Below are 15,461 nucleotides of genomic sequence, written 5' to 3' on the forward strand. Positions count from 1 at the left end.
TCGATTTTCCTTTATTGAATAACTGGCCCATCGCTATGACTGACCGCTTTTAATCTGGCAATTAATTCAGGCCAATCCACCTTTCGGGTATAGCCAACAACATTAATCCATGGCGGTAGTCCTCCGCCTTTGACTATATAGTACCCTTGCTCTGTCGGTTCGATACCATCCATTTGGCAGATTGAATTCATCAACCGACAACTTAGACCAATCTTTTTATAAGAAAAGTCTTCAAAAAAGCCCATAAATCCGCGTGATAAGATGGCTGTCGGCCCCCCACCGATCTGCGATAGATTATTCACCGCCCGTTGGCTGATTCGTCGGCGGCCAGGATCCTCGTCAGGCGTTTCAAATAAAGCATCAAATTGCACTGGCTGCCAGTTGGATAAGCGGAGATTATAGATCTGACCATCTAATTTGCCGCTTATAGTACCAAAATCAAATGTATTGGTGAGCGTCTGTAAATCCAGACGATTAATATCGATATTGGCGTAAAGCTGAGGCAGACTGCCAAACGGCTGCTGTAAACGCAGATCTTTTATCACCATCGAGCCATCAAATAGCTTCAGTAACAACGCCCCATCTACATTAATTTCTTCCTTGGCATAACGGACTTGAGGAATCATTCCAGACAGTTTTCCCTGCAATTCTGGCCAGCCTAACAACGGACTGAGCTGGCTCATCGAAATCGGGCTTAATACGCCTTCAAACTGCCAACTCAACCCTGACGCTTCTTCCAGACTTAATTGAAAATTATTGAGTGTCAGTCCACCATCCAGAACTGGTAAAGAAAAGCTTTCGGTGAATTGGATCTGGTTCTGGCTGACTTCGGCTTTAATCGATGAGCCACCTAAGGGCACTGACAGTAAAGAGGCTGACTGCCAACTCAGGTTCACTGGTAATAGGCTGTCATCATTGGTCCAGCCCAGTTTGCCATCCAGATTTTCAACACTGAAACGCTCTGCTTCATCCTTCAGACTGACTGAGTGTAACGCCAGCGTGACCTGATATTGTTCAGGCTGCCATAGCACATTGGCATTTACTTGACCGGTCGTTTGCAGTCGACTGAGTGAAGAGCCCGGAAAAAACGGCTGTAACCAATCTTGGTATAACTGACCCAAATTGGCACTGGTCAATTGCATTTGCAGACGTTTTAACTGTGTATTCTGCCCGTTTAATATTCCATTTGCCTGCAGGGATTCTCCCTGCTGAAATTGCAGATCAGTTATCTGCCACACTTTTTCTTCAGTGGAAAACTGTCCCTCACTCTGGATTATTATCGACTGCTCGGCCATATCGAGAAATACCGGTTCAATATAGGTCTGTCCGTTATCGACTGACAGGGTTTGTTGCCAAACCCAGTTCTCCGCATCATGTTGCAAGGTCAGCTCTAGCGTTGCAGCCAGATCTTCCCCCACATATTGCCCAGTGCTATTGGTAAAAGAAACGTGGTTTAATGTGCCATCAATTGTTGCAGAATTGAGCTGTAGTGCTTGCCCGCTCAGCTTCGCGTCAATATCAGCCACTGCGCTGATATTCCATTGCGAAAGAACAGTTAACTGAGATGGATTAATATATGGCTGAAGATATGTCATCAAGCTGGACAATGCGATTTGCTTACCGTTGAGATGCGTTTGCCATTTTCCTTGTTGATAGTCCAGCTCAACATTCAGCTCACCTTGCTCAATGTCGATGCCATTCACACTTATTTGATATCGCTCTTCCGCTGCTTGAGATTGCACCTTGAAGTTAACGGTTTGATGACCCCATTTTGCATGGCTGAATTCGATCTCTCCTGCCTGGCAGTCTATCTGTCCAGAAAACCAGCGTAAGGAATCACAACGAAGACGGACATCGGAGAGCAGGCCAAAGGGTTCGGTTAACTGAACACTTTTCGCTGTTGCGGTGATGAAAAAACCGTTTGTTAATAAATTGATTTCAACCTGCAGTGCATTGATATCGACTTGCTCACTGGACCAGTCACCAATCTGGATTGCAATCTGTTCTATTGCACGAACAGAGGTTGTTGCAACGAGTAACAAAACCGTTAGGGCAATGAGATATCTCTTCTTCGCGGACATTACTCTGCTGGAAACACACCAGCGGAAAGATAACGATCGCCACGGTCACAAATAATGCAGACGATGACAGCATTACTGATGGTATCGGATAGTCGTAAAGCTGCAGCGACACTGCCACCGGAAGATACGCCACAAAAAATCCCCTCTTCGCGGGCAAGTCGACGCATTGTCTCTTCTGCAACATCCTGTTCTATATCCAGCGTTAAATCGACTCTTTCCGGCTCAAAGATTTCTGGCAAATAAGCTGCTGACCAACGTCGGATGCCCGGGATTTTTGCACCTTCAACCGGTTGAACACCCACAATTTGCACAGCAGGATTCTGCTCTTTTAAGTATTTGGAAACCCCCATGATGGTTCCTGTAGTGCCCATGGCACTGACAAAATGGGTGACTTCACCGTGGGTATCACGCCAGATTTCCGGCCCCGTTGTTTCATAATGTGCCAATGGATTATCAAAATTACCAAATTGATTGAGGACCTTGCCTTCTCCCATTGCCTGCATTTGCAGCGCCAGGTCCCGGGCTGACTCCATTCCATCGGTTAAAATAATTTCAGCACCATATGCCCGCATTGAGGCACGACGTTCCATACTCATGCTTTCGGGCATAATCAAAATCATCCGATAGCCCAAAATAGCCGTCACCATCGCCAGGGCAATCCCGGTATTGCCACTGGTCGCCTCAATCAAGGTATCACCTGGCTGAATATCACCACGAAGTTGTGCATGACGAATCATGCTGGCCACCGGTCGATCTTTTACTGAGCCAGCAGGATTATTGCCTTCTAGCTTGGCTAATATGGTATTACTGGTATTGCCGGGCAGACGCTGTAAACGTACCAGAGGCGTATTACCGATACAGGATTCAATGGTAGGATAGACAGCCATGCTAACCTTCCACTAACACAACGTAGGCGGTGGCATAATCACCATCATCACTGAGGCTGAGCATGGCTGTCTGAATATTTTTGTCAGCTAATAATTGCTCGGCATAATCATGAAACACCAGTTCCGGTTTCCCCAGACTGTTATTGCGAACAGCAATATGCTGCAAACTCAATCCATCACGAAATCCAGTGCCCAGAGCCTTGGCCGTTGCTTCTTTGGCCGCAAACCGTTTTGCCAGAAATGCCGCCGGTTGTTTGTTTTTTTGAAACTGCTCGAATTCGGCCATATCCAGTATCCGTTGCGCAGCTTTATCACCGTATTTATTTAACATTTCAGCTATACGGGGAATATGCACCAAATCTGTGCCAATACCACTGATCATCCGCGCCGGGCTTCCAACATCAGTTGTTTCATTTCACGCACCGCTGACTGAAAGCCGGTAAAGAATGATCGCGCCACAATAGCGTGACCAATATTGAGTTCGACCAATTCTTTAATCGCCGCAATTGGCTGTACATTGTGATAATGCAACCCATGTCCGGCATTAACCTGTAATCCCATCGCATGGGCCTGTTCAGCGGCTTTACGAATGATCTTCAGTTCTTTTTTGGCTTCTGCTGCGGAGCCGGCTTCGGCATAACGTCCTGTATGTAATTCAATCACCGGCGCACCGCAGGCCACCGCCGCTTCAATCTGTTTTAATTCGGGATCGATAAATAATGACACGGTCACACCGGCTTCTGCCAGACGAACACAGGCATCGTGCATCCGCGATTGTTGTCCGGCAACATCCAGTCCACCTTCGGTTGTCAGCTCTTCACGGCGTTCAGGTACCAGGCAGCAGTCGGCAGGCCGGTAATGTTCAGCAATGCTTAACATTTCTTCGGTGACAGCCATTTCCAGATTCATTTTGGTTTGCAGAATATCGGCCAGCATCATGACATCGCGATCCTGGATATGCCGACGGTCCTCACGTAAATGCAGCGTAATACTGTCAGCTCCGGCTTGTTCAGCTTCAATAGCCGCTTGAATGGGATCAGGATAACGGGTACCACGGGCTTGTCTTAACGTAGCCACATGATCAATATTGACGCCAAGATAAATCGACATGATGTTCCTTAATTAACTGTTTTTAATACCGGCATAACGCTGCATTTCAGCAAACAACTGCCGGCTTTTCAGCGGTTTGCCATCTAAATAGTAGTTTATTATCAAACGCATTAATTGCTTTGTTTCAGTCAGGCTCATCGGATCATCCAGATTTTCCTGTTGCAGTCGCAACAAACTTTCCCCTGAAATAATGCGTTTGCTGTCATTTGGCAAGCATGGCAACAAACCCAGATCAGGCTGATAGCTGTAGTGTTGATGTGCTTCAACCGGATCACCCTGGCTATCAGCGCCGAGATCCACACCATAACCTAATGCTTCCAGCAAGCGTTTTTCAAAAAGTCTTAATACCGGTTCCGTCTGGCCAGTATGTTGTAAACCTTCTAATGCTTTTTGATAGGCATCAAACACCAAAGGTTCAGCTTGTTGTTGCGTTAACAATCTGACCAGTAGCTCGTTGATGTACAAACCGCATAAAGTGGCGTGCCCTTGTAACCAGTATGGTGCGCTGGTCGTTTCGATTTTGCTTAACGTCAGCAAGTCTCCCCTGCCAAACCAATTCAACCACAACGGTTGGAATAGTTGCAGTGAATTATTGTGGCGACGTTTATTTTGCCGCATACCTCGCGCTACCAGACTTAACCGACCATGATCAGCCGTAAATACGTCCACAAGCAAACTGGTTTCCCGGTATGGGCGTTGATGGAGAACAAATGCCTGGGTGAATTCCACCGGGGAGCCTAATTAAAGATCGTCGTTGTAGCCCAGATTTCTGAGCATGCGCTCGTTATCAGACCAGCCTTCACGGACTTTAACCCATAATTGCAGAAAAACTTTGCAACCAAATAATTTTTCCATATCTTCGCGAGCGTCTTTGCCGACCTGCTTAAGCAGCTCGCCTTTTTTGCCAATGACGATGGATTTCTGTCCACTACGCTCTACGTATATAACCGCGCTGATACGAAACATCCCGTTATCATCTTCAAACTGTTCGATATCTACCGTCAGAGAATAGGGCAATTCCTGACCCAGATGACGAAACAGTTTTTCACGCACCATTTCGGCAGCGAGGAAGCGTGAGCTGCGATCGGTCAGTTGATCTTCATCAAAGATCATCTCGCCTTCCGGCATTAGTTTGTATATCGACTCTTCAAGAGATTCCAGATTGATCCCTTTACGCGCTGATAAAGGCACGATATCGGTAAATTTAAACATTGCCGCCAGCTTTTCTACCTGTGGAAACAAAGTCGCTTTATCTTCCAGCTTATCGATTTTGTTCATCGCCAAAATGACTGGCTTGGTGGTTTCCTTAAGTTTCTGTAAAACCCGCTCATCCTCTTCCGTCCACTTCATGCCTTCAATCACAAAGACCACCACATCCACATCTTCTAAAGATGCCGCAGCGGCACGGTTCATATAACGGTTCATTGCCCGTTTGCCATCGCTGTGAATGCCTGGTGTGTCGACATAAATAAACTGACTGACATCATTTGTTTTGATGCCCAGAATCCGGTGACGGGTGGTTTGCGGACGACGGGAGGTGATACATAATTTCTGTCCCAACACCCGATTAATCAAAGTTGATTTGCCGACATTGGGACGACCGATAATGGCTACGTAACCACTGCGGAAAGCTTGTTGATCATTCATAATTTTGACTCGATTAGCGTCAGGGCACGTTCAGCGGCTTTTTTTTCAGCCTTACGATGACTGCTTCCCTGAGCCACGACTAATTTATTCAGTAAACTCACCTGACAGGATGCCTCAAATATAGGCTGTTTATCGGCGGATTCAATTTCTTTTACACTGTAAAGGGGCAACGGTAATTTACGGCTTTGCAATAATTCCTGCAGACGGGTTTTCGGATCTTTTACCGTTTCGGTGACGTCGATTGAGTCCAATCGTTCATCGTAAAGACGAAGAATCAAGGGTTTGACCACCTCAATTCCGCTATCCAGAAATAACGCGCCAAAAATGGCTTCCAATGCATCAGCCAAAATCGATTCACGACGGAAGCCGCCGCTTTTCAATTCGCCCTGGCCAAGAATTAATACTTCGCCTAACTTCAGTTCACGAGCAATTTCAGCCAGCGTTTCACCTTTGACCAGGCTGGCTCTCAACCGGCTCATCTTGCCTTCTTTCGCCTGTGGAAAACGATTAAACAATTCTTCAGCGATAACAAAACTTAAAATAGCATCGCCCAGATATTCAAGCCTTTCATTATTTTTTGATGCGGCACTGCGATGAGTCAGTGCTTGCAGTAAAAGTTCTTCGTTGTTAAACAAAATGCCGAGTTGCTGGCAAAGCTTTTTTTGCTTGATGTTGATCATCGACTGGCTGGTTCCACATCCACTTCAGTGACAAAATGTCCTACTAAATCTATATGTGCGATAAAAGGTTTACGCACTTCATAATCAATGACGATTTTGGTGACGTAGGCATTGCTTCTACCGCGGGAAAGCTCAATATTTTCTTTTTTAACGCTTGATATATAGCCGGTATTAAAGCGTTTGCTCAACAGCAACATGACCTGCTCATTGGTCAGTTTATTATTTTTTAATTCCGTTTCCATGGACTTCATAATTTGTAAAACACCATAGTATTCCTGGTACATCGGTACCAATCGCATGGTTATCGTGGCAAAAAATGCAATGATTGCCAGCACAATTACCCAGCTGATTAACGTCATTCCTTGTTGTTTTTTCATGCTGCTCTCCTCGGATCTCATTATCTTTCAGCACCACCCCTGCTGGTGGCAATTATTAATTTACAACAGCGCTGGAAATGAAAGCTCAACAGACACTAATTAATAGACTGTCCCACTCTCGACCAGACGATGCCGCCCTGATCCCAGTTCCAGCTCATCCAGATAAAGAATGCCTTACCTACCAGATTCGCTTCCGGTACGGTTCCCCAGACACGGCTGTCATTGCTGTTGTCGCGATTGTCGCCCATAACAAAGAAATGCCCTTCCGGAACCGTCATTTCACCTTCCATCGACATGCGTTGGGGATCCAGAAGAATGTCATGAGTCACACCCATCAGTTTCTCCTGCTTCAGCTCAGCGCGCGGAGCGATCATTCCGGCCAACTCAGCTGGCTTTTCACCGGCTTGTTGTTCAATTTCTTTGCCGTTGATGTAGAGGGTTTTATTGAAATAACCGACCTTATCACCCGGCAAACCGATAACACGTTTGATGTAATCAATTTCCGGTTGTTCTGGATAACGAAACACCATGACATCGCCACGCTGTGGCGTACCAGTATCTAAAATTTTGGTATTGAGCACTGGCAATCGGATGCCGTAGGAAAACTTGTTCACCAAAATAAAATCGCCGATATGCAAAGTCGGCAACATTGATGAAGAAGGAATGCGGAATGGCTCGGCGACAAATGAGCGTATAACCAGCACTAAAAGAATAATCGGGAAAAAGGATTTGGCGTATTCAACAATAGCCGGTTCATTTTCATTTACTGCCCGCTGTGGTGCTAACCAAAATCGATCTAACAACCATATCAGGCCGGTAATCGCGACCAGTAACACCATTATTGCTGGGAAACTCACTTGACGCTCCTTATTATGATTTTTTCGATAACTGCAAAACCGCCAAGAAGGCTTCCTGCGGCACATCCACTTTGCCGATGGATTTCATTCGTTTTTTACCGGCTTTTTGTTTTTCTAGCAATTTACGTTTGCGAGAAACGTCGCCTCCATAACATTTTGCCAAAACATTTTTCCGCATGGCTTTGACCGTTGAACGCGCAATAATGTGTCCGCCGATGGCGGCCTGAATCGCGACATCAAACATTTGACGCGGAATCAACTCCTGCATTTTTTCAACGAGTTGTCGGCCACGCGAGACGCTTTGGTCTTTATGCACAATCATCGATAAAGCGTCGACCTTTTCGCCATTGATTAACACGTCCAATTTAACCAATGCCGCTGCTTCAAAACGAATAAAGTGATAATCCAGCGAAGCGTAACCCCGACTGACCGATTTAATACGATCAAAGAAATCAATCACCACTTCATTCATCGGTAATTCATAACTTAAGGCAACCTGTTTGCCCATATATTGCATGGATTTCTGTACGCCGCGTTTCTCGACACAAAGAGTAATGACTGCCCCCAGATAGTCCTGCGGCACCAGCATATCGGCAATAACGATAGGTTCACGAATTTCTTCCACCGAACCGGCATCTGGAAGTGATGCTGGATTTTCAATCTTCAGCACATCACCTTTTTTAGTTACAACTTCGAAAACAACCGTTGGCGCGGTAGTAATCAGATCCAGATCATATTCGCGTTCCAGTCGTTCCTGGATGATTTCCATATGCAACAACCCCAGGAAACCACAACGGAAACCAAAACCCAGGGCCTGAGAGTTTTCTGGTTCAAAAAACAGTGACGCATCGTTTAACCGTAACTTACCAAGCGCTTCACGAAACGCATCATAATCATCGCTGCTGACCGGGAAAACACCGGCATAGACTTGTGGGGTGACCGATTTAAAGCCGGGCAACATCTCGGTGGCACCATGCTGAGAGGTGGTTAACGTATCCCCTACTGGCGCACCATCAATTTCTTTGACACCGGAAATAACATAGCCGACTTCACCACAATTCAAGGCTGTGCGTTTACTGCGTTTAGGCGTAAAAACGCCTACTTCGTCGACCTGATACTCCTGACCAGTCGACATGACTTTGATTTTATCGCGGGTTTTCAGTCGGCCCTGTTTGATTCGTACCAGGGAAATAACCCCCACATAGCTATCAAACCATGAATCAATAATCAGCGCTTTTAATGGTCCTTCCGGATCACCTTGTGGCGGTGGAATACGCGCAACCAGTTCTTCCAAAACTTCATCAATACCCACACCGGTTTTGGCGCTACAGCGCACCGCATTCAATGCGTCGACACCAATAATATCTTCGATTTCCTGCGCGACCCGGTCAGGCTCGGCAGCGGGTAAATCAATTTTGTTTAAGACCGGAAGCACTTCCAATCCCAGATCAATCGCGGTATAGCAGTTGGCAACGCTCTGTGCCTCAACCCCTTGCGCAGCATCCACGACCAGCAAAGCCCCTTCACAAGCCGCTAATGAGCGGGAAACTTCATAGGAGAAATCCACGTGTCCGGGTGTATCAATGAAGTTCAGATGATAGGTCTCACCATCTTTTGCGGTGTAATCCAGCGACACACTTTGTGCCTTGATGGTAATACCGCGTTCTTTTTCGATATCCATTGAATCAAGCACTTGCTGGGACATCTCCCGCGCAGTCAAACCACCGCAAATTTGAATAAAGCGGTCTGCTATGGTGGATTTACCGTGGTCGATATGAGCAATGATTGAGAAGTTTCTAATATTTTTCATTGAGTAATGATTATGAACGTGTCGGAGATTGAAAGGACGTGTTGCAAAATGTGTTCAGCTCCATGATTAAGAATGTATCGCCAATGCGAATCCCGCATCGTGCAAATGACCCGGTATTATACGCACTTAACTGACTTATAACGATAATAAATACCGTGATACTAGCCTGTTTTGTTGTATTCAACACAAATGATCTGTTTAAAAGCATTGCTTAAATATTAATCATCATTAGCATTAAGCTCTCTCCTCCTGTTATTCATGACCCACGGAACCCAAATGCCGGCCAGCCAAACAGACAATGACGTCCTCTACGGTCCGATCATTTCCACTTTTCTCCGCTTTGCCATTCCATCCATTCTGGGCTTGTTGGCGATTACCACCGCCAGCATTGTCGATGGAATTTTTATCGGGCAATTTGTCAGCTCTGCAGGATTGGCCGCGATCACCCTGTTGATTCCATTTTTCACACTGGTTTTTGCCATTGCCTTAATGCTGTCCATTGGGGGGGCTGTGCGTGCCGGTAATTACTTAGGACAAAACAAAATCCAGCCGGCTTCCGCAGTATTCAGTAAATGTCTGATCAGCATCTTTGTTGTAGGTCTGCTGTTTATGAGCATTTCATTTGTGTGGGATCGGCAGATCCTCATACTGCTTGGCGCGACAGATGGATTGATAACATTGGTCCTGCCTTACTTCCACATTATTTGCGGCGTGCTGGTTTTACAAGTGACCAGCATGGTTTTGTACTATTTTATCCGACTGGATAACCATCAAACATTAGGCACATCGGCATTGGTAGCAGGCGCATTGATTAATATTCTGCTCGATGCACTTTTTATTATCGTTCTGGACATGGGACTCAAAGGCGCGGCTTTGGCCACATTGATGGCTCAAATTATGCAAATGCTGATTCTTGCAACTTATTTTCGCGGTAAACATCGTCGTTTAATGTTGATTTTGCGACCGGGAAACTGGTCTGAAGTAGCGAATGTTTCCTATAACGGTCTTTCCGAATTTGTGAATGAACTGTCGGGCGGTCTTGTGATTTTACTGATGAACTGGTTATTGATTACCTATCAGGGCGTCAGCGGATTAGCGGCATTTGCAGTAATAAATTATCTGATTTTTATCAGTTTGATGATTTATTACGGTATCGCCGACGCACTGCATTTGTTAATCAGTCAGAACCATGGCGCAGCCCAGGCAAAGCGGATAAAAGATTTTTTAATCACCGCCATGGTGATAGTGCTGGCTTTATCACTGTCGATCGTCAGCGTGCTGCTGCTTTATCCTCACTGGTTAATTCAATTGTTTTTGCAGGATGGCGCCGGGGAAAGTCAGCAATTATCCGCTCAGTTTATTCTGCTGGTTTGGCCACTCTTTATTGTTAACGGTTTGAACGTGACTCTGTCGGTTTATTTAACCGCCATGCAAAAGCCTTTGCCTTCAATGAGTGTGGCTTTATCACGTGGCTTAATCCTGCCTGCAGGTTTATTACTACTGCTTGCAATATGGTTACCCGAAAAGCAATTTCTTATTGCCCTGCCACTGGCAGAATGGCTGACGTTCATTCTGGCTCTATTACTGTGCTGGAAATATTCTCCGGGCAAAATTATTAAGAGAAAAGTTAATTCAATATAGAAAAGGCCGGATGTCATTGCAACATCCGGCCAAGGTTCACCAAACACTGTCAGGGGAAGCTTGCTTGATGGTCTAGAACTGCCAAGCCACGCTCAGACGGACATCACGGCCTGGTTCGTTATAGCCTTTCACCAGACCATAATCTGGTAAATTGGTGAAATCGGCTACGCTCGCGTGATCAATATAATTTTTATCAAAAATATTCTGTACGGTAAGCGTGATTCGTACATCTTCCGATAGTGATGGTCTCCACTGCGTATAAAAGTCATGAATGCCATAACCTGGTTGGTCAATTTCTGCATCAGGGAATGCAGTTTGATCAACAAAATCAATATCATCACGGCCTTTAACAAAACGTGCATTCCAACCAAAATTCCATTGTGAATTAAGCTGATAATCAAGCTGAGCAATCACTGTGTCGCGAACTGTATTGGCGATACCATTATGATCATAAGCGTTCGCTTCCACGCCATCCACTTCGGCATCGTTGTAATGATAGCTGACTCTTGCCATCAAGCTATCCCAGCGATGACCTATTTCCAGGATATAACCATTCGACTCTAAGTCACCCAAATTATCAAAGATATTTCTAGCTGGACCTACCGTTCCTGAAACTCCAATAACATCTTTGATTTCACTTCTATAGGCTTTGGCTGAGCCAAACCATGTTGCCGAGTCATAGGCAACGCCGAACTCAATATTCTCTGCCTTTTCAGGTTTCAAATCCTCGGCTTGCGTTGTAAAGCCGAGTTTAAACGCATCCTGTGCCAAAGGACCTTTGAAGGCTTCAGCATAGGAAGCAAACGCACTCCAGTTATCTGTAAAGTGATAATTCAAACCGATATTTGAACTGACATCGCTTTCATTATGAGAAGTATTGCCAAAATCGGTATCTAATTCATAATCATCATAACGAAGACCCGCGCTTAACAATAATGTATCGGTTAACTGGATATCATCTTGAAGATAAACGCCCTTAACCTTTGACTTATCTTTGTAATTTTCGCCATCACCATCGGCACTGGACTCATCTTGGCGATAATCAACACCATAGGTGATTGCATGCCTACCTAAGATAGAGGTATTACGTAAATCGAAACCGGTACTCTCACCTGTGCCGGTGAAAGGACCGAAAAATCCGTCTTGAAAAAACTCTGTTTCGGTATTGTAAAGAGTCAGTGCTAAATCTACATAAGCATTATCAAGTGGGTTCAGTTCATAGTTAAAAGTGACCGTTTTACGTTCACTATCAATTGGATATATCAGATTTCCTCGGTTATCTGGCGCTCCTGATGGTGGAGGACTGAATATCCATTGAGGACGCTGGGTTCTATCACCCTCATCTTTATGTTTTTCGGTACTGAGACGTACCGTTTGACTGTCGGTCAAATGTCCGACTACTTTTGCAAACAGATAATCTTGATCAGCTTCTGTTCCTAATACTTCATCACCATTTCCATCTTCATAATTGTCGACATCTGATTGCGTATAAGAAACCATGCCACTCCAGTCTTCGGTCAATTTTCCATACAAAGTTGTGCTTGTTTTAAAACTATCGGTATTGCTGGAGAACATGCCTTTGACCAGACCACCGAAATTTTCACCCGGTTTGAGCATATCTTCTGGGTCTTTGGTGACAAATTTAACTGAGCCGCCTAATGCGCCCGGACCGGACAAAGCATTACCCGCGCCCGCATTGACTTCGACACGTTTTAATAATTCAGGCTCAATACTGATACGTCCAGCGTGGTGAAATTGTCGGGTCGCCTGCTGTGCACCATCAATAGTGATATTTAACAGCTGATCTTCAATACCACGAACATAGAGTTTTTGGGCAAAACCAGGACCACCGCCAATAGTCACTTCTGGCGACTGGCTGAAAAGATCCTGCAAATCAGTTGGCTGTAGTTTTTCAATCTGTTCTGATGTAACGCTATTAAGTTCTGGGGTAATGGTATTCCCCGTCACTTTTACAACCTCAAGCTCAATGCTGTCACTCTCTTCCGCCCACACAACCTGGCCTGACAAAGCAGATGCTATTGCCAGGGATAAAATCGTCTGATGGCTTACAATTTTCCGTTTTATAATCACATCAACCTCGCGAATAATAATCATTATCAAATAAAACAGATTCGCATTCTAGTCAGTGTGAACTGAGATTAAAACCAAATTTACAATTGTTACAATTGATTAAACTTGCTGAGGTTTAACTTTTACCGGTCAGTGGCAACTCCATGACCATTCTTAGGCCACCGTGTTGATGAATCTGTGCCCATAACTTTCCGCCTGTCGCTTCGACTTGGCGTCGTGCAAGTGCCAGACCTACCCCAAACCCTTTATAGGTTTCAGATTGAGCTCCTGGTATACGGTAAAAGGGTTTGAAGATATTTTGCAGGTGTTCTTTGGCAACACCGGGCCCCTGATCATCAATAAGCAAATCATAATGGTCCTGGTGTTGTTTCAGCGTTAAGCTGACCGTGCCTTTTGGCGGAGTGTGCGAAAGTGCATTACGCAATATATTTTCAATTGCGTGTCCTAATGCACGATCACTGCTTTGCTGCAGATAAGCTGTTTCCTGTGTTTGAACAGTGATGACGTGTCGGGGAAATTCAAAGCGGGCATTATCCACAATACAGTCGATCAAATCTGTCAAATCCAGTGATGCAGTCTGTAACGAAGGCTGCTCATTCTCTAGCCAGGCAAGGGTTAACGCATCTTCCACTAACTGACTCATTTGCTGGCATTCATGCCGAATACGCTGCAAAGATTGATCATTTGGATGTGCTTGTTCAGCGATACTCAATGCCAGCTCTATACGGGTTAACGGTGTTCTTAATTCATGTGATAAATCTGATGTCAGGTGTCGTTGAGTCAGAATCTGATTACCTATTCGTTCTGCCATGCTGTCAAAGGTGCTGGCTAAGCTTGCTATTTCATCGTTACGTGCACCAAGATCATCACGAACTCTGACCTGATAATCGCCATCACTGAATTGCTTGGTGGCCTTTTCGAGTTGTCTTAACGGGGACATAACATGTCGATAAATGACCATGCTCAGGATTGCCAGCAACAGCATGGGTAAAGCAATTTGTAATAACAGACTGGTATAAGGCCAATATCCACCAGGCCGCATACGTTGAGGTAGACGAATCAGAAAATGGGTATGCCCATCAGCAAAGGTGATATCCATGATCGGATTTTGAGCAAAATACAGATGAATCTTCCAGCTGATATCTCTGCCCAACGCGAAGTTTTCTATAAAATAGTCATCCATTTCACTATCCGCCATTAGCGTAAGCTTTGAGCGGATCACTGCCACCCAGGTGTCTTCGCGCTGTTGTATCGTTTTAATCCATTCGGCGAGTTGTTGGTATTTCCCCTGTAGATAGAGTTTTTCTGCCTGCGCAGCATACTCGATTAATTGCTGTTGATCGGCTTTAGCTATAAAACTCATATGCTGTTCGGTTTGCAGAATCAGATGATGAATAACCCAGAATAAGGCAATAGTACCGACGGTAATCGTGGTACATAATTTCCAGAAAAGCCGACGCTTCATAACAATATATAGCCGTTGCCATGCACGGTTTGTAATTGATCAATCGGCATACCAGCCTCCAGCAATTTGCGTCTGACACGACTCATATGCATATCGAGACTTCGATCATAGCGACTGAAATCCCGTTCCATGACCAACCGATAAAGCTGTGGTTTGCTTAATAGCTGATTAGCGTGCTTCGTTAATGTCCATAATAATTTGAACTGTATGGGCGTTAGTTGCACTGCACGTTCATAGAAAAACACCTGCTGGTGCTGCCTGTTCATTGTTAAGCCCTGGTAGTGCAAAATTGAATCATTATGTTGATAAAGATTACTGTTGCCCCTTGCTCGTCTGAGAATAGCCTCTATCCGTAGCACCAGCTCGGTAAAATTAAAGGGTTTTGGCAGATAATCATCAGCACCATTTTTAAAGCCCATAATGCGTTCTTCCTCCGCACCATGAGCAGTTAGAATAAGCACCGGGGTGTGTCGACTCTGTCTTAGCGTATTCAATACTGAATAGCCATCACGTTCGGGTAAGCCCACATCAAGAAGAATCAGATCAAAGTGATTATTCACAGCTGTAAGTAGGCCTGTTTCACCGTTAAATTGTTGGGTCACGATGAAATGTTGTTTTTCGAGCAACTGTTTTAACTGATGATTCAGGACTAAATCATCCTCAACAATCAGGATGCTGACGGGCGCATTATTTTTGTCCAACATGTTATACAGCTTTTTCTTATTCTAGATGATAATAGTTATCATTAATGATAAAGCCAAATCACCAAATAAGAAACTGTGTTTTTTCAGCGCCATAATTTGAGACAAAAAAAA

The 15,461-nt window shown here is 44.9% G+C and carries 14 protein-coding genes; 1 reads left to right on the forward strand and 13 read right to left on the reverse strand.

Annotated elements, in window-relative coordinates:
* Positions 1 to 11 precede the first annotated feature (11 nt).
* The 10 genes from LGT40_RS04320 to lepA form a co-directional block, all read right to left on the reverse strand.
* On the reverse strand, positions 12 to 2,081 hold the full coding sequence (locus LGT40_RS04320; RefSeq protein WP_226073887.1) for a translocation/assembly module TamB domain-containing protein: 2,070 nt from the start codon (positions 2,079 to 2,081) through the stop codon (positions 12 to 14).
* Complete coding sequence (gene cysM / locus LGT40_RS04325) at positions 2,081 to 2,968, reverse strand: cysteine synthase CysM (protein WP_226073896.1); 888 nt, start codon at positions 2,966 to 2,968, stop codon at positions 2,081 to 2,083. Before cysM ends, LGT40_RS04320 begins: the two co-directional genes overlap by 1 nt.
* A 1-nt stretch (position 2,969) precedes the next feature.
* The gene (gene acpS, locus LGT40_RS04330; RefSeq protein ID WP_226073898.1) at positions 2,970 to 3,350 is read right to left on the reverse strand and encodes a holo-ACP synthase; all 381 of its coding nucleotides are present in this window, start codon (positions 3,348 to 3,350) and stop codon (positions 2,970 to 2,972) included.
* Entirely contained in the window at positions 3,347 to 4,078 is a 732-nt protein-coding gene (gene pdxJ / locus LGT40_RS04335; RefSeq protein ID WP_226073900.1) for a pyridoxine 5'-phosphate synthase, read from the reverse strand. Before pdxJ ends, acpS begins: the two co-directional genes overlap by 4 nt.
* A 12-nt stretch (positions 4,079 to 4,090) precedes the next feature.
* Positions 4,091 to 4,807, reverse strand: a complete 717-nt coding sequence (recO, locus tag LGT40_RS04340; protein WP_226073910.1) for a DNA repair protein RecO — start codon at positions 4,805 to 4,807, stop codon at positions 4,091 to 4,093.
* A 12-nt stretch (positions 4,808 to 4,819) separates the two neighbouring features.
* Positions 4,820 to 5,725 carry a GTPase Era gene (gene era, locus LGT40_RS04345; protein ID WP_226073918.1) on the reverse strand — a complete coding sequence of 302 codons (906 nt, stop codon included), beginning with the start codon at positions 5,723 to 5,725 and terminating at the stop codon, positions 4,820 to 4,822.
* Complete coding sequence (gene rnc, locus LGT40_RS04350; protein WP_226073920.1) at positions 5,722 to 6,405, reverse strand: ribonuclease III; 684 nt, start codon at positions 6,403 to 6,405, stop codon at positions 5,722 to 5,724. The genes era and rnc overlap by 4 nt, the downstream gene beginning before the upstream one ends.
* A complete protein-coding gene (locus tag LGT40_RS04355; RefSeq protein ID WP_226073930.1) occupies positions 6,402 to 6,782 on the reverse strand; it encodes a DUF4845 domain-containing protein in 381 nt (126 codons plus the stop codon). Before LGT40_RS04355 ends, rnc begins: the two co-directional genes overlap by 4 nt.
* Before the next feature lie 95 nt (positions 6,783 to 6,877).
* Positions 6,878 to 7,639 carry a signal peptidase I gene (gene lepB, locus LGT40_RS04360; protein ID WP_226073932.1) on the reverse strand — a complete coding sequence of 254 codons (762 nt, stop codon included), beginning with the start codon at positions 7,637 to 7,639 and terminating at the stop codon, positions 6,878 to 6,880.
* Positions 7,640 to 7,652: 13 nt separating this feature from the next.
* Positions 7,653 to 9,449, reverse strand: coding sequence for a translation elongation factor 4 (gene lepA / locus LGT40_RS04365; protein WP_226073934.1), 1,797 nt, complete (start codon positions 9,447 to 9,449; stop codon positions 7,653 to 7,655).
* Positions 9,450 to 9,725: 276 nt separating this feature from the next.
* Between lepA and LGT40_RS04370 the strand changes: the two genes are divergently transcribed.
* On the forward strand, positions 9,726 to 11,090 hold the full coding sequence (locus tag LGT40_RS04370) for an MATE family efflux transporter (RefSeq protein ID WP_226073936.1): 1,365 nt from the start codon (positions 9,726 to 9,728) through the stop codon (positions 11,088 to 11,090).
* 72 nt (positions 11,091 to 11,162) lie between these two features.
* On the opposite strand, the gene LGT40_RS04375 is transcribed toward LGT40_RS04370, so the two are convergent.
* The 3 genes from LGT40_RS04375 to LGT40_RS04385 all read right to left on the reverse strand — a co-directional run bounded on the left by LGT40_RS04375 (position 11,163) and on the right by LGT40_RS04385 (position 15,350).
* On the reverse strand, positions 11,163 to 13,181 hold the full coding sequence (locus tag LGT40_RS04375; RefSeq protein WP_226073938.1) for a TonB-dependent receptor domain-containing protein: 2,019 nt from the start codon (positions 13,179 to 13,181) through the stop codon (positions 11,163 to 11,165).
* A gap of 115 nt (positions 13,182 to 13,296) precedes the next feature.
* Entirely contained in the window at positions 13,297 to 14,646 is a 1,350-nt protein-coding gene (locus LGT40_RS04380; RefSeq protein ID WP_226073940.1) for a sensor histidine kinase, read from the reverse strand.
* Positions 14,643 to 15,350, reverse strand: a complete 708-nt coding sequence (locus tag LGT40_RS04385) for a response regulator transcription factor (RefSeq protein ID WP_226073942.1) — start codon at positions 15,348 to 15,350, stop codon at positions 14,643 to 14,645. The genes LGT40_RS04380 and LGT40_RS04385 overlap by 4 nt, the downstream gene beginning before the upstream one ends.
* Positions 15,351 to 15,461: the final 111 nt, after the last annotated feature.

It is taken from the genome of Methylophaga pinxianii (assembly GCF_020447225.1).
Classification (GTDB): Bacteria; Pseudomonadota; Gammaproteobacteria; order Nitrosococcales; family Methylophagaceae; genus Methylophaga; species Methylophaga pinxianii.